The organism is Burkholderiales bacterium (assembly GCA_035560005.1).
Taxonomy (GTDB): domain Bacteria; phylum Pseudomonadota; class Gammaproteobacteria; order Burkholderiales; family Eutrophovitaceae; genus DASRFY01.
Genome location: DATMAN010000101.1, coordinates 59,044 through 82,587, shown reverse-complemented (window position 1 = coordinate 82,587; position 23,544 = coordinate 59,044). Strand labels below are relative to the sequence as shown.

General features: G+C 62.9%; 18 protein-coding genes and 1 other RNA gene. 7 read left to right on the top strand and 12 right to left on the bottom strand.

Features of this window, described 5'->3' with window-relative positions:
• The first annotated feature begins 99 nt into the window (after positions 1-99).
• The gene (locus VNM24_16440; protein ID HWQ40168.1) at positions 100-2,346 is read left to right on the top strand and encodes a TonB-dependent receptor; all 2,247 of its coding nucleotides are present in this window, start codon (positions 100-102) and stop codon (positions 2,344-2,346) included.
• A gap of 53 nt (positions 2,347-2,399) precedes the next feature.
• On the opposite strand, the gene VNM24_16435 is transcribed toward VNM24_16440, so the two are convergent.
• Positions 2,400-4,679, bottom strand: coding sequence for a TonB-dependent receptor (locus tag VNM24_16435; protein HWQ40167.1), 2,280 nt, complete (start codon positions 4,677-4,679; stop codon positions 2,400-2,402).
• A gap of 366 nt (positions 4,680-5,045) precedes the next feature.
• Here VNM24_16435 and VNM24_16430 point away from each other — a divergent pair, with 366 nt between their 5' ends.
• On the top strand, positions 5,046-5,588 hold the full coding sequence (locus VNM24_16430) for a cytochrome b (protein HWQ40166.1): 543 nt from the start codon (positions 5,046-5,048) through the stop codon (positions 5,586-5,588).
• Positions 5,589-5,628: 40 nt separating this feature from the next.
• Here the strand turns inward: VNM24_16430 and VNM24_16425 are convergent, their stop codons facing one another.
• From VNM24_16425 to VNM24_16405, 5 genes are all read right to left on the bottom strand, one after another.
• On the bottom strand, positions 5,629-6,693 hold the full coding sequence (locus VNM24_16425) for an ABC transporter ATP-binding protein (GenBank protein ID HWQ40165.1): 1,065 nt from the start codon (positions 6,691-6,693) through the stop codon (positions 5,629-5,631).
• An 11-nt stretch (positions 6,694-6,704) separates the two neighbouring features.
• Positions 6,705-8,279, bottom strand: coding sequence for an iron ABC transporter permease (locus VNM24_16420; protein ID HWQ40164.1), 1,575 nt, complete (start codon positions 8,277-8,279; stop codon positions 6,705-6,707).
• Between the two features lie 55 nt (positions 8,280-8,334).
• Positions 8,335-9,330, bottom strand: a complete 996-nt coding sequence (locus VNM24_16415) for a Fe(3+) ABC transporter substrate-binding protein (GenBank protein HWQ40163.1) — start codon at positions 9,328-9,330, stop codon at positions 8,335-8,337.
• A 26-nt stretch (positions 9,331-9,356) separates the two neighbouring features.
• Positions 9,357-11,165: an FTR1 family protein gene (locus VNM24_16410; protein HWQ40162.1), complete on the bottom strand. Its 1,809-nt coding sequence runs from the start codon at positions 11,163-11,165 to the stop codon at positions 9,357-9,359.
• Positions 11,166-11,382: 217 nt separating this feature from the next.
• Positions 11,383-13,539 carry a TonB-dependent receptor gene (locus VNM24_16405; GenBank protein ID HWQ40161.1) on the bottom strand — a complete coding sequence of 719 codons (2,157 nt, stop codon included), beginning with the start codon at positions 13,537-13,539 and terminating at the stop codon, positions 11,383-11,385.
• 123 nt (positions 13,540-13,662) lie between these two features.
• Between VNM24_16405 and VNM24_16400 the strand changes: the two genes are divergently transcribed.
• The 4 genes from VNM24_16400 (at position 13,663) to VNM24_16385 (ending at position 15,733) form a co-directional block, all read left to right on the top strand.
• Positions 13,663-13,968, top strand: a complete 306-nt coding sequence (locus tag VNM24_16400; protein HWQ40160.1) for a DUF2325 domain-containing protein — start codon at positions 13,663-13,665, stop codon at positions 13,966-13,968.
• A 41-nt stretch (positions 13,969-14,009) separates the two neighbouring features.
• Positions 14,010-14,207 carry a bacterioferritin-associated ferredoxin gene (locus VNM24_16395; protein ID HWQ40159.1) on the top strand — a complete coding sequence of 66 codons (198 nt, stop codon included), beginning with the start codon at positions 14,010-14,012 and terminating at the stop codon, positions 14,205-14,207.
• A gap of 90 nt (positions 14,208-14,297) precedes the next feature.
• Positions 14,298-14,762, top strand: a complete 465-nt coding sequence (gene bfr, locus VNM24_16390; protein HWQ40158.1) for a bacterioferritin — start codon at positions 14,298-14,300, stop codon at positions 14,760-14,762.
• A 35-nt stretch (positions 14,763-14,797) separates the two neighbouring features.
• Positions 14,798-15,733: a patatin-like phospholipase family protein gene (locus VNM24_16385; GenBank protein ID HWQ40157.1), complete on the top strand. Its 936-nt coding sequence runs from the start codon at positions 14,798-14,800 to the stop codon at positions 15,731-15,733.
• A gap of 49 nt (positions 15,734-15,782) precedes the next feature.
• On the opposite strand, the gene ssrA is transcribed toward VNM24_16385, so the two are convergent.
• From ssrA to VNM24_16355, 6 genes are all read right to left on the bottom strand, one after another.
• Positions 15,783-16,145: a transfer-messenger RNA gene (gene ssrA, locus VNM24_16380) on the bottom strand.
• A 62-nt stretch (positions 16,146-16,207) separates the two neighbouring features.
• Entirely contained in the window at positions 16,208-16,882 is a 675-nt protein-coding gene (locus VNM24_16375) for an HAD-IA family hydrolase (protein HWQ40156.1), read from the bottom strand.
• A 66-nt stretch (positions 16,883-16,948) separates the two neighbouring features.
• Entirely contained in the window at positions 16,949-17,530 is a 582-nt protein-coding gene (locus VNM24_16370) for a YajG family lipoprotein (protein HWQ40155.1), read from the bottom strand.
• Between the two features lie 54 nt (positions 17,531-17,584).
• Positions 17,585-18,283, bottom strand: a complete 699-nt coding sequence (ubiG, locus tag VNM24_16365) for a bifunctional 2-polyprenyl-6-hydroxyphenol methylase/3-demethylubiquinol 3-O-methyltransferase UbiG (GenBank protein ID HWQ40154.1) — start codon at positions 18,281-18,283, stop codon at positions 17,585-17,587.
• Entirely contained in the window at positions 18,280-19,623 is a 1,344-nt protein-coding gene (locus VNM24_16360) for a TRZ/ATZ family hydrolase (protein ID HWQ40153.1), read from the bottom strand. Before VNM24_16360 ends, ubiG begins: the two co-directional genes overlap by 4 nt.
• A gap of 56 nt (positions 19,624-19,679) precedes the next feature.
• The gene (locus VNM24_16355) at positions 19,680-20,585 is read right to left on the bottom strand and encodes an OmpA family protein (GenBank protein ID HWQ40152.1); all 906 of its coding nucleotides are present in this window, start codon (positions 20,583-20,585) and stop codon (positions 19,680-19,682) included.
• A 285-nt stretch (positions 20,586-20,870) separates the two neighbouring features.
• Here VNM24_16355 and gyrA point away from each other — a divergent pair, with 285 nt between their 5' ends.
• Positions 20,871-23,537 carry a DNA gyrase subunit A gene (gyrA, locus tag VNM24_16350; protein HWQ40151.1) on the top strand — a complete coding sequence of 889 codons (2,667 nt, stop codon included), beginning with the start codon at positions 20,871-20,873 and terminating at the stop codon, positions 23,535-23,537.
• Positions 23,538-23,544: the final 7 nt, after the last annotated feature.

Here is a 23,544-nt window from a genome sequence, read left to right as displayed (position 1 = left end):
CCGCTAAGCTTCTGTACTCAGAAAAAGGCTGCTTTCGAGCAGCCTTTTTTTTTGGCGGCCCGGGCCGGATGCAGCGCCGCCGCCCGAGCCGGACTTGAAGTGGGCCCGCCCGCCGGGGCGCAGTCCCCGGGCGTTTCAGAACGAAGACCCGAACCAAGCAGAAAGAAAGAGAACATGAGCCCCGCCAACCAGAAGGGAAGCCGCGCCAAGCGCGGCTCCGCTCGTCACCTGTCAGCCGCATCGATCGGTGGTCCTGTATTCATCGCGCTGATTGCCGCCAGCCTCGCGCCATGCCCAGCGGTTGCCCAACAGACGGCCGAGGATTCCCTGCGCACTGCGCCGATCGTGGTAACGCCGACGCGCATCGAACAGTCCGCCTTCGACTTGCCGGTGTCGGTCGACGCCTTCGGCCAGCAACAGATCCAGGAACAGCAGCCGCAAGTCAATCTGTCCGAAGTACTCGTGAAGGCTCCCGGCGTGGTCGCCAACAATCGCCAGAACTACGCCCAGGATCTGCAGATCTCGATCCGCGGCTTCGGCGCGCGTTCGACCTTCGGCGTACGGGGCATCAGGATAATCTCCGACGGAATTCCTCTCACGATGCCGGACGGGCAGGGACAGGCGGCGAACATCGACCTGAGCTCCGCCAGAAGCGTGGAGGTCATGCGCGGGCCTTTTTCTGCGTTGTACGGGAATTCGTCTGGTGGTGTCATCAACGTGTTCACGGAGGATGGACCCCAGCGACACACGCTGACCGGTTCCGCGTGGTTCGGAAGCTTCGACTCCAGTCGCATGGGACTGAAGGCGGGCGGGCAGATGGGGCTGGTGAACTACGTCATCGAGGCTGCGCGCTTCGCCACAGAAGGTTTCCGCGATCACAGCGCTGCTCGTCGCGACACGGTCAACGGAAAGCTGCGTCTGGACGTAAGCGATGATACGAAGATTACCTTGGTGACGAACTACTTGAACCAGCCCGAAACCCAGGACCCGCTCGGTCTGGACAAGACGCAGCTGGCCCAGGATCGCGACCAGGCTGGCACCAATGCAGAGACTCAGAACACCCGCAAGAGCATCGAAAACCTGCAGGCAGGAACGGTATTGCAGCACAGGCTCGGCGAACAGGATTCCATCAGACTGCTCGCCTATTCGGGCAAGCGGACGGTTCAGCAGTTTCTCTCCATCACTCCCCGAGGGGTGATTGACCTCGATCGGGACTTCGGTGGTGTCGACGGGCGATGGACTCGCCGGATGTCCGTGGGAGGGATGGCGTTGGCGGTTACCGCGGGCCTGAACTACGACCGAATGAAGGAAACACGCAGGGCTTTCGACAATAACGCCGGGAACATCGGCGCGCTCGTGCGCAACGAGGACAACACGGTCTTCAACTTCGATCAGTTCCTGCAGACTCAACTCGATCTGACCGACCGCTGGAGCATTCATGCAGGCATTCGGCACACCTCCGTGAAGTTCAAGACCGAGGATTTCTTCATCACTGGCACAAACGGCGACGACAGCGGCAACATCGAGTTCCGCGACACCACGCCGGTCGCGGGTCTGATCCTGAAAGTGACGCCCACGCTCAACGTCTATGCCAACGCCGGGAAGGGTTTCGAGACGCCGACTTTCGCCGAGCTGGCCTACCGGTCGACTTCCGCCACGGTCAACGGGTTCAACTTCGACCTCAAGCCGGCGGAGAGCACCAATCTCGAGATAGGAGCGAAAGCGCTGATCGGCGACGCCACCCGCCTGAACGCAGCCTTGTTCAGGATCGACACCGACAACGAGATCGTCGTATTCAGCAACTCGGGCGGCAGATCGGTGTTCCAGAACGTGGAGAGCACGACCCGTCAAGGCTTCGAAATCGCGATGGATTCCGAGCTTGCCGCCGGGTTCTCGGCCGCCGCCAACTACACGTACATCAAAGCCGAATTCGACACGAGCTTCGGAACGTGTGTTGGATTCTGCACTTCGGTGGCTGGCCCCAATGCAACCGTTCCCGCCGGCAATCGCATCCCGGGCATTCCGCAGAGTACCGCGTTTGCGGAGGTCCGCTGGCGGCATGCCGAGAGCGGTTTTTCCACAGCGATCGAGGGACGGTGGGTAGACGAAGTGTTCACCAATGATCTTAACGACGAATCAGCGGACAGCTATACGATTTTCAACTGGCGCGCCGGTTTCGAACAGCGCACTGGCGGCTGGAGGCTGACGCAGTTCGTGAGGATCGATAATCTGCTGGACGAAGAGTATGTCGGTTCGGTCATCGTCAACGAATCGAACCGGCGCTATTACGAGCCCGCACCCGGGCGCAATTACATGCTTGGACTGTCCGCCAGCTACACATTCTGAGCAGGCGAGTCGGGCGCTAGGCAGTACGGGCTCGGTACCCCTCGCGCGTTGCGTCAATTCGCGAACTGGTACCTGAGCCCTGCCCAGACGGCGCGCGGCGCGCCGACCGAACGAAACTGCTCGGGCTGCACGTTTGATGCATCGAAGGTGCCGCTGACGAAGAAATTCTCTCCCAGCACGCCGAGCGTTTCGTACTCTTTGTCGAACAGATTCTGCACACGGGCGAAGATCTGCAGCCGCCGGGCGGCCTGATAGCGTGCGTCAAGGTTGACCAGCGTGTAGCCGGGGATCTTGCCGTTGGCGTCCTGGTTGTTTTCGTCCCCGCGCGCGAACTGGGCGCTGAAGTAATGGAGATTTGCGCCCAGCACGAACTTTTCAGACAGCCCGTATTCGACGCGCAGCTTCAACGCGTGATCGGGAAACCCCGGGATCCGGTCTCCGGGATTCACGAAGATCGTATCGGGCTCGGTATCGCCGTCGGTATCGACCGCAGAGGAATTGACTTCGTTGGCAATCGCGAACGCGCTCTCGAAAGTCGCTCTCAGATAGGCGTAGCTCGCCACGAGCCTTAGCGAACCCAGCGTCGCGAAGGCTCCCAACTCCGCTCCACGGCGACGAGTCTTGCCCACGTTGTCGAAGAAGCCCGCGTTGACGCCCGCGCCAGCGGCACTGATGAACTGAATGTCGTCGACCAGATCCGTGTTGTAGACGGCAAGACTCCAGCCGATATCCGGAGAAAGCCTGCCTCTTGCGCCCGCTTCCATGGTTTTGGACACGACCTTTTCGAGCGGAGGGTCGGCGAGGAAATTGTTCGGTAGCCGGCACGGTGCATTGGGGTCTGCGCAGGTCAGCTCCACGGGAGTCGGCGCGCGCATGCCCTCGCTGTAGGCAACGTACGCGGTCAGCGTCGGCGACGGATTCAAGTTCAAACCCACCGCTGGATTGAAGCGTGTGAACTTGTGGTCCCCGTTGAGCTGCGGTTCGGTTCCTGTCCGATCCTCGATCCTGACCCTGGCATAGTTGTATCGTCCGGAAACGGTGAGCGACAGTTGATCGCTCAGCGATACTGTATCGGTGAGATAGATTCCGTAGTAGCCGTTCTTGGTCTGGACGTCGGTTTCCAGCGTGAAGACCCCGCTTCCCACCGTTCCCCGGTCGGTGGTGAAATCGGCCTCCTCCTCGAACTGGGTGAAGGTGGTATCGCCGAGATCTGCGCTGATCCCAACCGTGAGCTGATTCTTGCGGCCGGCCAGCTCGTCGAGGAAGGTCATCTGCAGGGAGCCACCGAGCCCCTTTGTTCTGATCTCACTGAGGTCGTTGATGGCTTGCGGATCGGCGCCACCGCTGAGGATTCCGATCGCGCAGTTGCCGACGATTTCCTCGCAATCATCGTTGACGTTGCTGCTGAAGTTCTCGTTCTTGTAACGGCGAATGTACAGATTGCCGGCGAGGAGACGGTCCTCCGCGATGAAATGACTGGCCCTGCCGTTGAGGAACAGCAGCTCGTTCTGATTCCGGTCCGGCCAGGTGTACGCCTGCTCGCGGTTGCCGAGGAATGACAGCGGCAAGGCTTGTGTTCCCTGCAGGTCATTGTCCGCGAGCATCAGGCTGACGTCGAAATCCGTGTCCGCCTCTTCGCGTCCTGCTTTGGTGAACAGCTGCCGGACTTCACTGGGCGAGAAGTCGCGCCAGCCATCCTCGTCGAACCATGTGCCGGCAAGGAACCAGTCGTTCTTGTCGCCGTGGCCGCCGTACTCGAACTCGCCGACCCTGCGCCCCCAGGAACCGGCCTGGGCCGAGATGGATCCTCCGGGATACTGAAAGCCGGACTTGGTGTTGATCGCGAGTGCTGCGCCCAGCGTGTTCAGGCCGAAGACCGGATTGGAGCCCGGAATGAGGTTGATGGTGGAGATCGCGTTCTGCGGCACAAGGTCCCAGTTCACGACGTCACCGAACGGCTCGTTGATGCGCACCCCATCCATGAACACCGACACCCCTTGCGGCGTGCCGAGCAAGGGCGAGGCCGAAAGTCCCCGGAAATTCACGTCAGGCTGGAAGGGGTTGTTCTGGCCGTGGTTGACGGTGACGCTCCCCAGGTTGTTGTCGAGGTACTCCCCGAGGTTGGCCGTCGCCTGCGCTCGAATGTCGTTGCCGGTCGCGGCCTGAACGTTAGCCGGCACCTGATTGACCGGCGTGCCCAAGCCGGGGAGAGGCGTGGTACCGATCACTTCGATCGTCGGAGCCTCCAGCTCGGTGGCGGGATTCTGTGCTGCGGCAGCCAGTGCTCGCAATAAGGCGATCGCAAGCACGACATGCCGGATTGGCGGATGCATCGGATATTCCTCCCTTTGAACTTTGTCTTCGAGCCGGTAATGGTCGCGCGCGTGGCGGCGCACGCCACCGGGAGCGGCACCCTGGCGACGTTCGGATTTCGGGTTCCCCGCGGGTGACCGGAATCCTACCTGAGGAGAAAACACAATTGTCCTTTGACGGACCGGGAAAAATTCCCGATTTGCATGTCCGCGGCACTGAAGGCTGCAGACCTTGCGTGCAACTTCTCGGACCAAAGTTCCCGGTAGCGTTCGACGAAACCGGGCGCCTGTCAGGCAGGAACGCGAGGTTCGAACGCGCGGCGAGCAGTTGTCATCGACTGAGGCGGCCCCGTAACATACCGGCCCATCGACCGGAAGGAGGGGAAGATGTCCGAGAACGCGCAGCGTTATTCGACCTTGGCGATTGCGCTGCACTGGATCACCGCGGTGCTGGTCCTGACGTTGATCGGCCTCGGTCTCTACATGACCGACATCCCGCGCGGCACACCCGAACGTTCGTTCTTCTACAACCTCCACAAGTCGATCGGACTGACGACCGGGCTGGTGGTGCTGTTGCGCCTCTGGTGGCGCTACAGGAACCCTCCCCCCCCGTTACCCCCTTCGGTTCCGGGATGGCAAGTACGCGCCTCGAGGATCAGCCATGCGCTGCTGTATCTGTGCCTGATCGTCATGCCGCTGGCCGGGTTTTCCGCCTCCCAGTTCACGAAGTTCGGCGTGACCTACTTCGGCCTGTTCAAGATTCCCCCGCTCGGACCGGAGAACAAGGAGATCTACGACTTTCTGCAAGGCATCCACGGCACCACGGCGGTCCTGCTCATGGCACTCATCGTGGTGCACGTGGTCGCGGCGTTGAAGCATCTGCTGGTCGACAAGGATGGCGTTTTCCAGCGCATGCTGCCCGGAAGGTAGAACAGGCGCTCGTCCTGCGAAGGAGGCTGCTCCGGCCTCGTTATCGCGGGGCCCGTGGAAAGGCGATCACGTGTTCCGCTTCCAGGCGGATGCCGATCTCGCTTCCGATCGGATGGTTGTGATGGCTGGGCACGAGCGCCAGCAACCTGCTTCCACCCGGCAGGCCCAAGGTGTAGAGGATCTGCGCGCCGCGGAAGGCCTTGTGCAGCACGACGGCCTTTCTGGGGCTGGAATCGTCGTGAACCACGTCGTCCGGTCGCAGCAGGACTTCGACCTGCTCCACTTCGCAGCCGAGGCCGCCCGAGGCCGTCTTGATCTCGCCGGGCAATGCACCCAGTTCCGTCTCGATCTTTCCGCTTCCATTGAACCGGCCCGGTAGAAAGACGCCCTGTCCAACGAAGTCCGCGACGAAACGGTTGGCCGGCCGATGATAGACGTTGTAGGCGCTGTCCCACTGCTGGATGGCACCGCCGGCCATGATGCCGATTTCGTCCGCCATTGCGAACGCCTCCTGCTGGTCGTGCGTGACGAGCAGGACGGTCGAACCCTGTTGTCGGAGAACCTCGCGTACTTCGGTGCCGAGGCGCTCGCGCAGTTCGATATCCAGATTGGAAAACGGTTCGTCGAGCATCAGCAGTTCCGGCCGGGGGGCGAGCGCGCGCGCCAGCGCCACACGCTGTTGCTGCCCGCCGGACAGTTCGTGTGGATAGCGCTGGCGCACGCAACCGAGACCGGTAGTTTCCAGCATTTCGTCGACACGGCGCCGGCGCGCTTCGCGCGGCAGGCCGCGAAGGCCGAAAGCCACGTTCTGCGCCACCGTCAGGTGAGGAAACAAGGCGTAGTCCTGGAAGACCATTCCGACCCGACGTGCCTCCGGCGACAAGTGCAGCGTCGGGCTGCTGACCACCCGATCCGCTATCCGTATTTCTCCGGATTCGATGGGCTCGAATCCGGCGATGCAGCGGAGCACGGAGGTCTTGCCGCAGCCGCTGGGCCCGAGCAGGCAGCCGATTTGTCCTCGTTCCAGACGCAGTGACAGTCCCTCCAGTACGCGCTGCGCCCCGTAGGACAGCCGCACGCTTCTGAGTTCGACCAGGGCGGACATGGCGGCCGCAATCAACCGGCCTGGCGGGCGAGCCGCATCACGGGAAGGATGCCGGTGGCGACCAGTACCACCGCAGGCAGCGCGGCCTGCTGCCACTGGCCCTCGGAAGTGAGTTCGAAAATGCGCACGGCGAGCGTGTCCCAGCCAAACGGACGCGACATCAGAGTGATGGGCATCTCCTTCATCACGTCCACAAACACCAGGATCGCGCCGGTTGCGAGTCCGCCGCGCAGCATCGGCAGGTGTACCCGCGCCAGCAAGCGCCAGCCTGATGCTCCGAGCGAGATCGCAGCCTCCTCGACATTGCGGGTCACGCGATGAAAGGCGCTGTCAATCGGGCCGAAACCCACGGCGAGGAACCGGACGACGTAGGCCAGTATCATGGCGACGACCGAGCCCTGCAGGAGCGCACCGGGTTGCGCACCCGTCAAGGTCCGCAACCACAGCGGCAGAAGTGCGTCGACCCAGCCGAAAGCCATGAAAATCCCCACGGCGAGCACCGCACCCGGAACGGCATAGCCGAGGGTGGCGATTCTCACCGCCAAACGGGCGGCCGGTCGGGTGTCGCGGCGACCCGCGAAGGCGAGGCCAACGGCGAGTGCACATACTGTCAGCGCAGCGACCGATGCGAGCAACACCGAATGCCAGACATAGCCCAGATAGCGCACGTCGAAGTCCTGAGCACCGTAGGTGGCTGTCCACAGCACGAGCTGGAACAGCGGCAGGCCGAAAGCAGCCAGGAGCACGACGCCACAAGCCGCGGTCGCGCACCACGCCTGCCAGCCGGACAGGCGAACCCGCTGGCCCGGTCCGGAACCATGGGCAGGCGTAAAGAGCGTTCGTGCGCGCGTAGTTTGTTCGAGCGCGAGCACAAGAAAGGCGACGAGCACGAGCAGCGACGCGACCTGCGAGGCGGCCGGGAGAGAGAACAAGGCGTACCAGGCCTTGTAGACGCCGGTCGTCAAGGTGTCGTAGTTGAATGCCGCGACCGCCCCGAAATCGGCCAGCGTCTCCATCAATACCAGGGCGAGTCCGGCAGCGATCCACGGGCGCGCCATGGGCAGCGCCACCCTGAAGAATGCACCTCTGGATGTCAGACCGAGGACGCGGCCGGCTTCCAGCATTCTTCTGCCCTGAGTGGAAAAGGCATTGCGCGCCAACAGGTAGACATAGGGATAAAGCGCCAGGGTAAGCACGACAATTGCGCCACCCCGGCTGCGAATCTGCGGAAACCAGCGCAGTGACGAGCCGGTCAGTTCGCGCAGCGCTGTCTGTACCGGCCCGCTGAAATCCAGCAGGCCGATGACCACGAACGCAGTGACATAGGCGGGCACTGCGAGGGGCAGCAGCAGCGCCCAGTCGAAGAACCGGCGTCCCGGGAAATCGCAGACGGCGATCAGCCAGGCAAGCCCCACGCCGATGAGGGCACAGCCGACGCCGACCCCGACAGCCAGCGCGAAGGTGTTGAACAGGATCTCTCCGAGGATCGTATCGGCGAAATGGCGCCACACATCGTCGGCCGGGGTCAGGAAGGCCGAGAACACCACCAGCAGCGGTGCTGCGGTGAGCCCCGCCGCCAGAAACAAGAAGGCCCGCCAGCCGAGTGCAGCTTTGCGGGCCCTCGTCCAGGCAGGGGGGAGGTTATCGATAGCCTGCACGGTCCATGAGTTTCACTGCGGCAGCCTGCAGCTCGCCGGCCTTGGCGACGTTGATCAGGTTCTGCTTGAAGGTGCCCCAGCTCGCCACCAGCGGATCGGGCTTGACCGCGGGATTGACCGGATACTCCAGGTTGGCGTCGGCGTAAATGCTCTGCGCCCGCGGTGAAGACAACCACTCGAGAAGTTTGATCGCGCCATCGCGGTTCTTCGCGTAACGGGTCACGCCCGCACCCGAGACGTTGACATGCACTCCGCTGCTGTCCTGGTTCGGCCAGAAGATCGCGAGCGGCAAGGAGGGTGACTGCTGTTTCAGGCGTCCGAAGTAATACGTGTTCGCAATGCCGACGTCGCACTGGCCGGCGGCGATCGCCCGCAACATCATCGTGTCGTCCGCGAACACCGGCGCGGAGAGATTCTCCACCCAGCCTCGAACGACCTGGCTTGTCTTCGCCTCGCCGTGCTCCGCCAGCATCATCGCGACCAGGGACTGGTTGTAGACCTTCTTCGAAGTACGCAGGCACAGCCTGCCTTTCCAGTGCGGCTCAGCCAGGTTCTCGTAGGTCGATAGCTCCGATGGCTTCACCCGATCGGTGTTGTAGACGATGGTCCGCGCACGCACCGACAGTCCGAACCACAGGCCCTGCGGGTCGCGCAGATGCGCCGGAATATTGGCTTCCAGGATCGAGGAGCGAACCGGCTGGAGCAGCGCGGCTTCGGCAGCCTGCCAGAGATTGCCGGCATCGACCGTGAGCAGAATATCGGCGGGCGTGTTGCGGCCCTCGGCCTTGAGGCGCTCGAGCAGCGGGCCTTCCTTGTCGGTGATGAAGCGAACGTTGACGCCGGTCTGCTTGGCATAGGCATCGAACAAGGGCCGAACGAGCTGCTCGATTCGAGCCGAATAGACGGTGACTTCCTGCGCGCCGTTTGCGCCCAGCGGCACGGCGAGCAGGGCGGCGAGCGCAACGCATATCCAACGCACTGTTGCCTCCAGTAGCTCTACGATCATCACCCGCGGCGGGCGTTCGTGCTGCCGTACCAGAACACCATGGCGATCAGCACGATGATCAGGATCTGCAGGGCAAGACCCTGCCAGTTGGGGTAGATGCCGAGCGCGGGCAGGCTCGGCAGGCCCGCGGGAGTCATCGGCAGCTTGCCGGCTGCCTGCAGGGCCGCAATGCCTTTTCCGGCGAACACGACAGCCAGGACCGCGAGGAAGAAAGCGCTCGCGGTGAAAAACAATCTCAACGGCAGCCGCAGGCTGAAGCGCGCAATCAGCCACGCCACGACGACCAGGAGCGCGGCGCCGGCCGCGATCCCGGCAAGCAGAGCGCTGCGGCCGGGCGCATCGGCCTGCACCCACAACGCTTGCATGAAGAGCACGGTCTCGAATGCTTCCCGGTACACGGCGAGGAAGGAGACCAGTCCCAGCATCCGTAATTGACCGGAGGACACTGCCCCGCTGATTTCGCCGCGGATGTATGCCTGCCAGCGCGCCGAATGACTCTTGGAGTGCAGCCAGTAGCCGGCGTAGAGCAGGATCGCCGCGGCAAGCAGGGCGGTGACACCCTCGGTCGTCTCGCGCTGAGCCCCTGTGAACGCGAACAGTGTGCTCGAAACTATCCACGTTACGCCACCGGCAGCCAGTGCTCCGATCCAGCCGAAATGAACATAGGCCAGGGCATCGCGCCGGCCCGAGCGGGCTAGAAACGCGGCGATCGCGGCGATGACGAGCATCGCCTCGAGCCCCTCGCGCAGGATGATGATGAGCGACGCGACGAAGTTCGTCCCGGTCGACGCGGAGCCGCCCGACATCGATTCCCTCGCTTTGCTGAATTCATGCGCCAGTTCGTCCGCGGCAGCGCTGACTTCCGCCACCGGCGCACCCGAGCGCAGAAGCGAGCGATAGGCGACCATCTTCTGCTCCACGCGCGCTCGGGTTTCGGCCGAGACGAGCGCTTCGGCAAGCTCGAACCCGTCGAGGTACGCGGCGAGCGCACTGCGGTAGGCCTCTTCTGAGCGCCCTTGGGCGTAGAGGCGCAGGCTTTCTTCGGTCTTGGCTTGCGCGACCGAAAGCGCATCGCCGGCGGGGCTCGAAAGCGCATCGGGGTGCGCGCGCAGATAAAGGAGCACGGCGTGCTTCTCAGGGCTGTCGGCCATTGCCTCCGCAGGCGTGGTGGTCACCACCTCGGAAAGCCCGGAGAACAACCGCGGGCCACCCTGCCGCCAGAGTGCTTCGCCGCGCGCTTGCTCGGCGTCGGAGGCTGCGAAGCGGCTCACGTAGAAGGCGAGCGCCCAGCGGTCGGCGTCGGAAAGCTGCGAGAACGCCGCCATCGCCGTGCCGTCCACACCGAGAGAGATCGTGTTGAACAGGCCGAGCACGCTGCGCTGCGATTGACGCGCGTGATCGGTGAAGTCGGTCGGTGCCGGATCGAGTCCGCCCGCGGCGGGTCCACGACCATCGCCTCTGGCCCCATGGCAAGTCGCACAATTTGCCTCGTACAGGGCGGCCCCGCGAGCGAGATCCGGGGGAGAGGCGGGGGCGAGCCGGATGTCGTAGGTCGCGGTCAGGTCGCCCTGCAGACGACGCGCGAGCGCGACGACCTGGTCGCCTTTTGCCTTGGCGAGGATGGCCTCGTGAAGTTGCTGTGCGGCCGTGACGAGTGCCGAACGGTGCTCGTTGTCCGGAAAGCCGGCAAGGGTGCGCGCTACTTGCTCGGAGAACTCGACTTGTTCCTGATACTCGGCTTCGTCCGTGACCTTGCCGTTCCGGACGAACTCGGGGTATTCGACCGCGATGTAATCCAGCAGATGCAAGACTTGCTGGGCGCTATGTATCGGGGGCGCATCTGCCTGGGCTGCTCCAAGAATCAGAAACGCCGCCAAGGTTCCAAGCAAGGCCCTGAAAAGTCGCGTAGACATGCCGGCCCATCGTCTGCATCAAGTAACGCGAATCATAATCATTTTGCGGACTGCGGGCGAGGATCCAAAAAACGGCCGGTTTGGTTGCCGGCCGTTGGAGGAAAAGCCCTACTCAAAATCGGTACGTGAGCCCCGCCTGCACGAGGCGAGGGCTGCCCGGCAGAACGCCGCGCGTGCGATCGACGATATATTCCTTGTCTGCCAGGTTCTTTACCGCGAGGAACAACGCGGTGTCTGCAGCTTTCCAGTCGTAATTGACGGCGAGGTTGAAGATCGTGTACGCGTCGATCAATCCCCGCTGCCCATCTGCGCTGGGTGCTGCCGTATTCCCGAAATCCGCGAACTGCTCGCCGACATGGACGGTTTCGAGCAGCGCTTCAAGTCCCCACGGAAACTGGTAACCGAGGGTTGCGGTTAGTGTGTTCTCCGGTGCATACGGCAGGCGATTGCCGGCAGCGCTGCCCGGAACGGCCGTTTGATTGGCCACCTCCACGAATGCAGTTTCCTGGTCGGCGGTGGGCAGCCAGGTGTAGGCGATCTGCAAGAACGCGTTATCCGTCGTATTCCACAGCTCGCGACTGTCGAGGCGAGCCGCAAGTTCCAGGCCCTGGGTCAGCGCCTCGCCCTGCGACAGATTCACGTTCGAGGCGATCGAGCCCACCGCGATCAGGTTACTGTAGTCGTTGCGGAAGGCGGTCGCTTCCAGGCTTACGCCCTGCCTGATCGTGCTGCGAACGCCCACCTCGAAATTGAGGCTCCTTTCGGCGTCCACGTCGGTAAATGTGGCAACCGCACCGTTTGGCGTGTTGATCAGGTCTTCGACTCTGGGAGGCGCAAATCCTCGATGCGCGCCGGCGAAGAATGTGGTGCCAGGCGTGGGCGAAAACGTGGCGCCAAGCGCCGGAATCCACTCGGTCAGGTCCGTCTTTCCGCTGCTGCCCAGATAATTGCGGCGATCGGCACTGATGCTCTCGACGCGAATACCCGGGGTGACCGTCCATTTGTCGCCCAGCAGGAATCGGTTCGTCGCGAAGGCGGAGTAGGCCTGGGTCAGTCGTACCTGGTCTTCGACGATCGTGCCGGTGCGCGCGGTCGGGATTGTCCCGTTCACCTGCTTGCGCTGCTGCCGTTCGTAATGGGCGCGCACGCCTGCATCCAGTTCGCTCGGCACCCCGAAGGCGTTGTGCTGCAATGTGAACCTGGGCTCGACACCATAGGTGTGGTAGTCGCGCAGCCTGCCTTGGGCTGAGTTGCAGAGATTCGTATCGACGGCGATGCCCGCTGCACGCTGCTGCTGAAAATTCAGGCCCCCCACCAGCGGATAGCTCGCATTACATTGTCCGTCGGTGGTCGAGCTTGACTGCCGCCACCAGTCGCGACTGAAGATCGACCCGTAGAAGTTCGTCATGAGCGTCGCGTTCTCGCTCAGGTCGATTCGATGGGTCGCGGAGGCGCCGAAGCGATTGGTCTTGAACTCATCGTTCTTGAACGGGTTGTAGCGGATCCCGAAATTCTGAAGCTCGGCCTGGGTAATGCCCGAATACGTAAGGTTCGAATCCTCGCTGTAGGCGTTGGCCCGCAGCGTGAGCGCCTGACCGTCGCCCATCGGCAGCACGGCCTTGTAGTAAAGGTCGTTGATCGTCGAGTGCGTGTTGTCCCGCGCACCGTCGGTTTGCTTGTGCGTCAGATCCAGCAGCATGTTGTGACCCGTGAGACGCGCCTTGCCGGACAGGTAGTCCCGATTGCCGCCGCTCAAGGTCAACTGCCCGCCCGGCTCGACCGCGGGGTCGGGTGTCACATAGTTGATGAGCCCGCCGATGGTTTGCGGCCCATACATGATCAAGCCGGCACCCTTGAGGATCTCGATACGCTCGAAGCGTTCGATCGGCGGATGGTAGTACGAGGCGTTATCGCCGTAGGGCGCGTAGGCGAGCGGAATTCCGTCTTCGAGCAACAGCACCTTGGTGGAGCGCGTCGGGTTCAAACCGCGGATCCCGATGTTTGGGCGCAGCCCGATCCCCTCTTCATCGCGAACGTTGATGCCGGCGGCCTTGCGCAACACTTCATTGATCGTGAACGGGTGAGTGTCCTCGATTACCCGGTTGTCGATGATCTCCCCAGAGCCGGGAATGCGTTCCAGATTCTCTTTGGTGCCGATCACCTCCACTTCCGGAGCGACGATCTCGCCTCCTTGACTCCACACATTCGAGACGGTGCACAGGAACAAGACCAGCGACTGGACTGCACATACGCGGATTTTCGTATTCATGTCTTATGGCCTCAGGTCAAGCTAGCGCGAATGAGAATAATATGCATTTCGTTAACCAGTCAAGCTTGACTTAGAAATGAGACTCATTATCATCTGCATGCCAATAAAGCGCGGAATGGAGACATGATGAACTGCATCGTGGTCGGTGCCGACCGTCTGGGGAATATCCCGGAACTGCTTGAAACATTGGGAATTCGGATCGTACATCACGTCAGCGGACGGGCATCTGCCCACCAGCGCCGGATCGCGAGGTTGCCCTCCAATGCCCAACTGCTGATCCTGTTTACGGATTTTTTGAATCACAACGTGATGCGCAGCTATCGGGCTCAGGCTCAGGCCCAAGGTCTGCGCATCCTGGCTTGTCGTCGATCAGCCAGTCGTCTGATCGATGAAGTGCGGCGGGTGTTTTCAGATCGAATCAGCAATTGACACTCATTCTCATTGTGATTTAGTATCCGCCGCATCCGGCCATGTACGTCTGTCTCTGCAACGGGATCACCGAAAAGCAGATTCGCGATGCGATTCGCGGAGGGGCTGACTCGTTGCTTAAGCTGCGTTTCGAACTTGGGGTGGCATCGTGCTGCGGTCGATGCACCGAGTGCGCGCAGCAAGTGATCGAAGAAACCCTTGCACCGCCGTCCCGGTGCAATCAGCTTCAAGCCGCGTAGACGATTCCCATTGCGGTCGTGAAGGCTCTTCTTCGAGCCGCGGGTGCGCGCCTATAATTCGGCCGTCCTCCCACAATAAAAGGATCGGCCATGAAGGGCGACCCGCAAGTCATCCAGTACCTGAACAAGGTACTGACCAACGAGCTCACCGCGATCAATCAGTATTTTCTGCATTCGCGCATGTTCAAGAACTGGGGGCTGCACAAGCTTGGCGAATACGAGTACAAGGAGTCCGTCGGCGAGATGAAGCATGCCGACCAGTTGATCGAGCGCATCCTGTTTCTGGAAGGCATGCCGAACCTCCAGGACCTGGGAAAGCTGCTGATCGGCGAGAACGTTGAAGAGTGCTTGAAATGCGATCTGAAGCTGGAAATGGCGGCGCACCCCGTCCTGCGCGAGGCGATTGTCCACAGCGAATCGGTGCGCGACTACATCTCTCGTGAACTGTTCGAGGAGATCCTCGACAGCGAAGAAGACCACATCGACTGGCTGGAGACTCAGCTCGAGTTGATCGGCAGCATGGGCATCCAGAACTACGTCCAATCCCAGACGTGAGGCTTTCTGCGGCTTGCGGGCCCGCCGCCCGCGCCGTGCGGTCAGCAAGCGCGTTGCTGTTTGTGGCGCTGCTCGCGGGCTGCGCGTCGGCTCCAGCGCCGACAGCGGGCGCGACAGCCGACACGACGGCGCCTGAAGCACCGGTCGAACCGCCGAAGATCGCGCTGGTACTGGGCGGTGGCGCGGCCAAGGGGTTTGCGCACATCGGCGCCATCAAGGCGCTCGATGCGCATGGCATCCGGGCCGACCTGGTCGTGGGCACGAGTGCCGGCAGCGTCGTGGGGGCGCTGTATGCCGCCGGCTACAATGGTTTCGACCTGCAGCGGATCGCGTTGTCCATGGACGAGGCCACCGTCAGGGACTGGGTACTGCCAAACCGTGGCTTCATCCGCGGCCAGTCCCTCCAGAAGTTCGTCAACGATGCTGTCCAGAATCGACCGATCGAAAAGCTCGACCGCGCGCTCGCCATCGTGGCGACCGACCTTCAGTCGGGAGAAACCGTTGTCTTTCGGCAGGGCGACACGGGCCTTGCGGTACGCGCCTCGAGCAGCGTTCCCGGGATCTTTCAGCCCGTGAAGGTGGGCGACCGAGAGTACGTCGACGGCGGACTGGTGAGTCCGGTACCCGTGCAGGTTGCGAGGGACCTCGGCGCGGACATCGTGATCGCCGTGGACATCTCCGACAAACCGCAGCACAGGCGCCTGCAGGACACGATAGACGTCCTGCTACAGACTTTTTCGATCATGGGCCGCGCGATCGCGGCGCGCGAGCTGCAAACCGCGGACGTGGTCATCGCTCCGGACGTGTCTCAGCTCATCTCGACGAGCTTCGAATCGAAGAACTATGCGGTGATCGAGGGCGAGAAAGCAGGGCTTGCCGCGATTCCGTTGATTCAGCAGAAAATCGCCGCGTACTACGAGGCGAAGAGAACATCGAGTCCCACTCCGGCAACCGAACTGCGTCCGCACTGAAACAGACTCGGGCGCGGATGTACGCCGGAAAGCTCCTCGCGCGGTGGTGTGGTGGAGGCGGCGGGAATCGAACCCGCGTCCGCAAGCCCTCTGCAGGCAGTCCTACATGCTTAGTCAGGCCGATTGATTTAGCCGCTTGTCAGCCGACCGACGGGCCGACAAGAAGCGAGTTACCTTGGATTTGATGCCGGCTGAAGTAACCCCAGCCGGCACGATCTCACGTATATGGCTCCGCCGCTGGTTGCCCAGCCCGGCCCGTGAGCGAACCGGTGCGGAGTCTAGCCGGGTTTAGGCGGCCAGAGCGTAACGATCGTCGTTGGCGACTATTCGTTGTCCAGCGGTTTTACAAGGTGACTGGACCTTGGCATGCACTGCACTGCTTCGCGACCCACGTCGAAACCAGGTCGCCCCCACGTAATTTCCAAAATGGAGCGCAGGTCGGTAGTTTTCAACGCCCGCATGCGGTAAATGGTATCAGACCGGCCCTTCGCGCACACCCAGTAATCGGAACAGGTCGAGCGGGGATTCGATCATCGCAAGGGCGCCCCAGCTGCCAGGCGGTTCGCCATTGCCCAAGTAGCCGTACAACGCGATCACGGATTGCATGCCGGCCGCGCGTGCAGCTTCGGTATCCCGCCGATCGTCACCGACGTAGAGGCAGTCAGCGGGCGGCAACTGCAGCCGTCGGGCGGCCTCGAGCAGGGAAGCCGGGTGAGGTTTGGGAGCATCGACCATGTCGCCGCAGATGGTGCACGCGCTGCGCTCGCCGAGGCCCAGCGTTCTCAGCAGCGGCAGTGCAAAGCGGCGTGGCTTGTTGGTCACGATGCCCCAACGCACCGCGTTGCGTTCCAGTTCCGCCAGCATTTCGGGAACGCCGGGAAAGAGCGCCGTGGTACGCGACAAGTTTTGCTCGTACAGATCGAGAAATTCGGAGCGCATCGCTTCGAACTCAGGGTCACCGGGTTCGATCCCGAACCCCAGCCGGAGCAGACCCCGGGCCCCGGCCGAGGCGTGCGGTCTGATGAGATCGAGCGGCACTGCGTTCAGTCCGCGGGCTCGGCGCTGAAGATTGAGAGCGTGTCCGAGATCGCCGGCAGTATCGGCCAGGGTCCCGTCCAGATCGAACAGCACAGCCCTGTAGCGGAGCATTCGCGCACGCCGGAAATACAAACGGCCGGGATTGTCTCCGGCCGTCGCGCCCGGCACAAGGGTCGGTCAGCGAGCCAGCACCTCGAGCAACCGCTCATCGTTCAGCATGTCTTCCAGTGCCTGCGCCACCGCGGTATTGATCAGCGCGTTGCTGTCCTTAAGGAATGGCGGACCGGCGGTTTCCTTCCGAGTGCGTACGTAATAGAGGCGATCGTAGGTGTCTTTGCCGTTGCGCGCAACGGTGCCGACTTCCGCACGCAGTTCGGTATCGAATACGAAGGGCTGCTTAACCGAACTCAGCTCCAGCTTGCGGACATCGACCGTGATCGTGCGTTCCATGGCATCGCTATACGGCACGACGTTGAACCCGAGCGAGGCGAGGGCCTTTGCGATCTCCTCATAGAGGCGGGGCCGGAAATCCTCGGTCAGGTTGACCTCCACCATCTGGGTATTGGGGTCGCCGACCTCCCCGAGCTTTTGGCTGCCACGATTGTCTTCGACGGCGAGACCGATCGTTGTGCCGTTGCCGATCGAAGCGGATCGGACCGAAACGGTGGGATCGAGATGCAGGTACTGAGGCTTCAGCGTACAAGCTGAGAGAACGGCGAGCGTTGCGGCGAAAACCGGATAAAGCGCCGAGGTTCTCATCGGGTCTCCTCCTTGACATGCATTGCGTTGATCACACTGGCGGGCGTAGCGCGGTCAGCCCGCCAGCCGGGCGCACAGAATGTAGTTCACGGACGTGTTCTTGCCCAGCGAGTAGGTCTTGCTGAAGGGGTTGTAGCTCATGCCGGTAATGTCCACGACCGCCAGCCCGGCGGTGCGACACCATGCCGCCAGCTCCGAGGGGCGAATGAACTTCGCATACTCGTGCGTACCCTTGGGAAGCAGTCTCAGCACGTACTCCGCTCCGATCACGGCGAACAGATACGACTTTGGATTCCTGTTGATGGTGGCGAAGAAACACCAGCCGCCCGGCTTCAGGACCCGGGCGCAGGCCGTCACGGTACTGGCCGGATCCGGGACGTGCTCGAGCAGTTCCATACAGGTCACGATATCGAACTGACCGGCTTCGCTCTGCGCCAGCGCCTCGACGGAGGTCTTGCGGTAGTCCACGCTCAGCCCGCTTTCGTGCAGGTGCAGCTGTGCGACCTTGAGGGGTCGTTCCGCCATGTCGATCCCGGTCACCACGGCTCCGCGCGCCGCCATTGCTTCGGAGAGGATTCCACCGCCGCAGCCCACGTCCAGAACGCGCCTGCCGGAAAGTCCCGCCAGTCGATCGATGTGATCCAGTCGAAGCGGATTGATCTCGTGCAGCGGCTTGAACTCGCTGCCCGGATCCCACCAGCGGTGCGCAAGCTGGCTGAATTTTTCGATCTCTGCGGGATCAACGTTGATCATGTTTTTCGGCTCGCTCGGGATGGTGCGATGCGCCGTTGCCACGCTTGGGTCCTGGACCGGAGTTCGTCTTCGTCCACCCGCACGAGCCTGTGGTTTTCCACCACCGCCTCGCCGTGTACCCAGACGTGGCTGACGTGCTCGCGGCCGGCGGCGTAGACGATCTGCGACGCCGGGTCATAGCACGGAGACAGCTCCAAGGAGGACAAGTTCAGGGCGATCAGGTCTGCCGCCTTCCCCGTTCTGATGCTCCCGATTTCCCGATCCAGCCCCAGTGCCGCGGCTCCCGCGAGCGTGGCCATTCTCAGTGCGGCGTGCGCCGGCAGCGTCTCGGCGTTGTCGCTCAGCGCTTTGCTCACGAGGGCCGCGAGCCGCAACTCGGAGAGCACGTCCAGCCGGTTGTTGCTGGCAGCCCCGTCGGTGCCCAGCCCGACGTTGATCGAGGCCGCCAACAGGTCGCCCACGCGTGAAAAACCGCTCGCCAGTTTCAGATTGGAGGCCGGGCAATGCGCAACCGATGCACCCAGTGCGGCGAGCATCGCGATCTCGCTGTTCTCGAGGTGAACGGCGTGAACGGCGATGGTTTGGGGACCGATGACCCCGAGCTTGCGCAAGCGCTCCAGCGGGCGCAGCCCGTGCTGCTTGAGACTTTCCGCGATCTCGAAGCGTGTCTCGTGCACATGAATGTGGATTGGAATCTGCAGCTGGTCGGCCAGCGTGACGATCTGCTCGAAGCTCTTGTCCGAGACCGTATACGGCGCGTGCGGCGCCATGCAGAAAGAAAGCGTCGCGTGGTGCTTCAGCTCGTCGCGCGCGGCGAGACCCTTTCGCAGATAGTCCTGCGGGTCCGCCGCGTATACGGTGGGAAGGTCGATCAGCACGATGCCCAGTGCGGCCCGCATACCGGCTTCCAGCGCCGCCCGTCCGGCCATCTCGGGATAGAAATACATGTCGTTGAAGCAGGTCACGCCCCCTCGCAGCATTTCCGCGCAGGCCAACAGCGTCCCGTCGTAGACGAACTGCGGCGAAACATGCTTGGCCTCAGCCGGCCAGATGTGCTTGGACAGCCAGTCCATGAGCGCGAGGTCGTCGGCCAGCCCGCGCAGCAGCGACATCGCTGCGTGCGTATGGAGATTGACCAAGCCCGGGATCAGCGCATGACCCGGCAGGTCGACGATGCGTGCCGGTGCCAGTGTCTCGTTTGCCTGTGCGGCTGGAAGCACATGCGTGATCCGCCCCCCGGTCACCGCGACCGCGTGCTCATGCAAGACCGACCCGGAAGGCTCGACCGGCACGACCCACGACGGCGTTATCAGAAGATCGACGGGCTGTCTGTTTCCCATGGGTGAACGAAAAAAAGCCCTGCCGGAGCAGGGCTTGTGTGGAGGCGATCGGCGACTCAGGGCATCTTCTTGCCTGTCACCGTGACTTCGACGCGGCGGTCCGGCTGGTAGCACGCGATCAGCGCTCTGCCGCGCTTGCCCTTGCAGTCTTCGTTGCTCGTCACCGGCTGGCTCTCGCCCATTGCGGCTGTGATGATCTTCGCGGCCGGAACGCCTTTGCGCACCAGATAGGCTTTTACGGAGTTCGCGCGGCGTTCGGAAAGCCTGCGGTTGTACTGATCCGTCCCTATGCGGTCGGCATGGCCGGTGACCGAAACGCTTTCATATTCGGTGCCGTTCAACTGTGCGACGAGATCGTCAAGCTTCGCCCGCTGGTCGGGCCGGATGTTGAATTTGTCGAAGCTGAAGAGCGGCTCGGCTTCGAAACTGACGATGACCGGCTGGATGGCGGGTGGTTTCGCTGCCGGTGCCTGCGCTTGCGCAACCGGCTCTTCGGCGACTCGCGGCTGGGTCACCGCCGGCTCGGGTGCCGGAGTTGGCGCCGCTGCAACGGGCTCTGCAACCAGTTGCTGCGCTTCGGGTTCGACCAACGCGACCTCGGGCTCCTCCTCCGGCTCGTCTTCCTCGGCGAGGAGCTCTTCCTCCTCTTCCTCGGGTTCCTCGGCCGGCTCGGCTGCCGCGAGATCGGGTTCGGGCCGCGCCTCTTCCTCGGGCGGCAGCTCATAGCGTGTCACCGGGAACTCCTCGACCGGCTGCCGGGCTTGCGGGGCCGGGGTGACCGGCAGTGGCGCATCGCTGTACTGAACCGGCTCCCTCTCCGGAACGTACTCGGGTTGTGGCGTCGGAGCCGCCGCCGGCGCCTGGCTCTCAGTCCCGGTGCTGCCTCGCTCGGATTGCGTCGAGCATGCAGCAAGCGCGGAGGCAATCAACAGCATCAGCAATCGGTTGGATCTGGATCGCATCGCGTTTTCTCCTGTTCTCCTCGGAGGGAGTCTGGTGATCAGAGGAAGCGGGCGAATTATGGCGCGCATGGCCTGTTCCCGACAATGTCGCCGATGACCGACGGATCGGCGCCCCGCCGGCGGATCCGGTGGCGAATATACGCGCGTTATCCTCGTCTGTCTTAGCCTCGTATGATATCGTTACAACCTTTTGGGCGAGCGACGACTCATGCGCGATACCGACTCGCGGACGCAGACGTCGCGGCCTCTTCGCCAGCGCCCGTCCCACTGAGTCCGTTTGCCTAGATGGAGCAATTCGCCAGAGAAACCCTGCCGATCAGCCTCGAGGAGGAGATGCGTCGCTCCTACCTCGATTACGCGATGAGCGTAATCGTCGGGCGCGCGCTTCCCGACGTACGAGACGGGCTCAAACCAGTGCACCGGCGGATCCTGTATGCGATGTATGAGGCGAACAACGTCTGGAATCGCCCGTACGTCAAGTGCGCGAGGGTCGTGGGCGACGTGCTGGGCAAATACCATCCGCACGGCGATACGGCCACTTATGAAGCGCTCGTGCGCATGGCGCAGGACTTCTCGATGCGCTACACGCTCGTCGACGGCCAGGGCAACTTCGGTTCGGTGGATGGCGACTCGGCCGCCGCCTACCGATACACGGAGTGCCGCCTCGAGCGCATCGCTTCCGAGATGCTGGCGGACATCGACAAGGAGACCGTCGATTTCGTCCCCAACTACGACGGCAAGGAACTCGAGCCCAGCGTCCTGCCCACTCGCATCCCGAACCTCCTCATCAACGGATCCGCGGGCATCGCCGTCGGGATGGCGACCAACATTCCGCCTCATAACCTGGGCGAAGTGGTCGACGCCTGTCTGGCGATCCTCGAGCGCCCCGAGATCGATATCGACGAGTTGATCGGCATCATTCCAGGTCCGGACTTTCCCACCCGCGGCATCATCTACGGTACCGCGGGAATCCGCGAAGGCTATCGAACCGGCCGCGGCCGCATCGTCATCCGCGCTCGCGTGCACTTCGAGGAAGTGGAGAAGGGGGGGCGGCAGGCGATCGTCATCGACGAACTGCCCTACCAGGTGAACAAGGCCGCTTTGCTAATGCGCATCGGCGAGCTGGTGCGGGAGAAGCGGCTCGAGGGCATTGCGGAGATCCGTGACGAATCGGACAAGTCGGGGATGCGCGCCGTTCTGGAACTGAAGCGCGGCGAGGTACCCGAAGTCATCTTGAACAACCTGTACAAGGAAACGCAGCTCCAGGACACGTTCGGGATGAACATGGTGGCACTGGTCGATGGCCAGCCGCGGCTGCTGAACCTCAAGGAGATCCTGGAGGCCTTTCTGCGGCACCGGCGCGAGGTCGTCACGCGGCGCACCGTCTACGAGCTGCGGCAGGCGCGCAATCGGGGCCACATTTTGGAGGGGTTGGCCGTCGCGCTGTCCAACGTCGACGAGATCATTGCGCTCATCAAGGCCGCACCGACCCCGGCGCAGGCCAGGCAGGAGCTGATGGCGCGTGTGTGGCGCTCCCGGCTGGTCGAGGCGATGCTGGCGCGAGGCGAGGCGCAATCGGCGCGTCCGGAAGAGCTGTCGCCCGAGTATGGCTTGAAGGAAGACGGCTATCACCTGTCCGACGTTCAGGCGCAGCGAATCCTGGAAATGCAGTTGCAGCGCCTGACCGGCCTGGAGCAGGAAAAGATCACCGAGGAGTATCGGGAGGTCATGAATCAGATCGTCGATCTGCTGGACATCCTGGCCAAACCGGCCCGCATCACCGGGATCATCGCCGAAGAACTGAGACAGACCAAGGAGCAGTTCGGCGACCCCAGGCGCAGCCAGATCGAGATCAACACCCAGGAACTGGTGATGGAGGACCTGATCGCCCCCGCCGACGTGGTGGTCACGCTGTCTCATACCGGCTACATGAAGGCGCAACCCGTGGCCGACTACCGTGCGCAGAAGCGCGGAGGGCGCGGCCGGCAGGCGGCGACCACCAAGGAAGACGACTTCATCGACAACCTTTTCGTCGCCAACACGCACGACCACATTCTGTGTTTCTCCAACCGGGGGCGCATGTACTGGCTCAAGGTCTACGAAGTGCCGCAGGGCGGGCGCTCGAGCCGCGGCAAGCCGATCGTCAACTTGCTGCCGCTGGTCGATGGGGAGAAGATCACCGCCATCCTCCCGGTGCGCGAGTTCGAGGAGAACAAGTACGTCTTCATGGCGACCGCCAATGGCACGGTCAAGAAGACGCCGCTGTCGGAGTTCTCCCGTCCGCGCCCCTCGGGCATTATTGCGGTCGATCTCGACGAAGGGGATTACCTGATCGGAGTGGCGCTCACCGACGGACATCACGACGTGATGCTGTTCTCGGACGAAGGGCGGGCGGTGCGCTTTGACGAAAACGAAGTGCGCCCGATGGGCCGGACGGCTCGTGGGGTGCGCGGCATGAATCTGGCCAAGGGCGGCAAGGTGATCGCTCTGCTCGTGGCGGAGGACGAAAATCAGGCGGTGCTCACCGCGACCGAGAACGGGTTCGGCAAGCGTACGCCGATTGCGGAGTACACGCGTCACGGTCGCGGCACGCAGGGGATGATCGCCATCCAGACGACCGCGCGCAACGGTCGCGTCGTGGCGGCCAAGCTCGTGAGGGAAGACGACGAGATCGTGCTCATGACCACCGGCGGCGTTCTGATCCGCACTCGCGTCAAAGAGATTAGCGAGATGGGCCGGGCAACCCAGGGAGTGCGGCTGATCAATCTCGATGTCAACGAGCGCCTGGCGGGCCTGGAAAAGGTCGTGGATCGCGACGACGGCGAATTGCCCGACGGGGACGAGGAAGTTGCGGATGCGGGGCCGGATGCGTCGGGTCCGAACGGCGGTTTGGAGCCATCCGGTCCGCCGGTGCCCGACGGCGGGCCCGAGAGCGAGACCGAGTCTCGGTAACGCAACG

Coding starts and splice junctions, on each gene's coding strand:
- VNM24_16435 (HWQ40167.1), bottom strand. CDS start 4,679: ATGCATCCGCCAATCCGGCATGTCGTGCTTGCGATCGCCTTATTGCGA.
- VNM24_16430 (HWQ40166.1), top strand. CDS start 5,046: ATGTCCGAGAACGCGCAGCGTTATTCGACCTTGGCGATTGCGCTGCAC.
- VNM24_16425 (HWQ40165.1), bottom strand. CDS start 6,693: ATGTCCGCCCTGGTCGAACTCAGAAGCGTGCGGCTGTCCTACGGGGCG.
- VNM24_16405 (HWQ40161.1), bottom strand. CDS start 13,539: ATGAATACGAAAATCCGCGTATGTGCAGTCCAGTCGCTGGTCTTGTTC.
- VNM24_16400 (HWQ40160.1), top strand. CDS start 13,663: ATGATGAACTGCATCGTGGTCGGTGCCGACCGTCTGGGGAATATCCCG.
- VNM24_16395 (HWQ40159.1), top strand. CDS start 14,010: ATGTACGTCTGTCTCTGCAACGGGATCACCGAAAAGCAGATTCGCGAT.
- bfr (HWQ40158.1), top strand. CDS start 14,298: ATGAAGGGCGACCCGCAAGTCATCCAGTACCTGAACAAGGTACTGACC.
- VNM24_16375 (HWQ40156.1), bottom strand. CDS start 16,882: ATGCTCCGCTACAGGGCTGTGCTGTTCGATCTGGACGGGACCCTGGCC.
- VNM24_16370 (HWQ40155.1), bottom strand. CDS start 17,530: ATGAGAACCTCGGCGCTTTATCCGGTTTTCGCCGCAACGCTCGCCGTT.
- ubiG (HWQ40154.1), bottom strand. CDS start 18,283: ATGATCAACGTTGATCCCGCAGAGATCGAAAAATTCAGCCAGCTTGCG.
- VNM24_16360 (HWQ40153.1), bottom strand. CDS start 19,623: ATGGGAAACAGACAGCCCGTCGATCTTCTGATAACGCCGTCGTGGGTC.
- VNM24_16355 (HWQ40152.1), bottom strand. CDS start 20,585: ATGCGATCCAGATCCAACCGATTGCTGATGCTGTTGATTGCCTCCGCG.
- gyrA (HWQ40151.1), top strand. CDS start 20,871: ATGGAGCAATTCGCCAGAGAAACCCTGCCGATCAGCCTCGAGGAGGAG.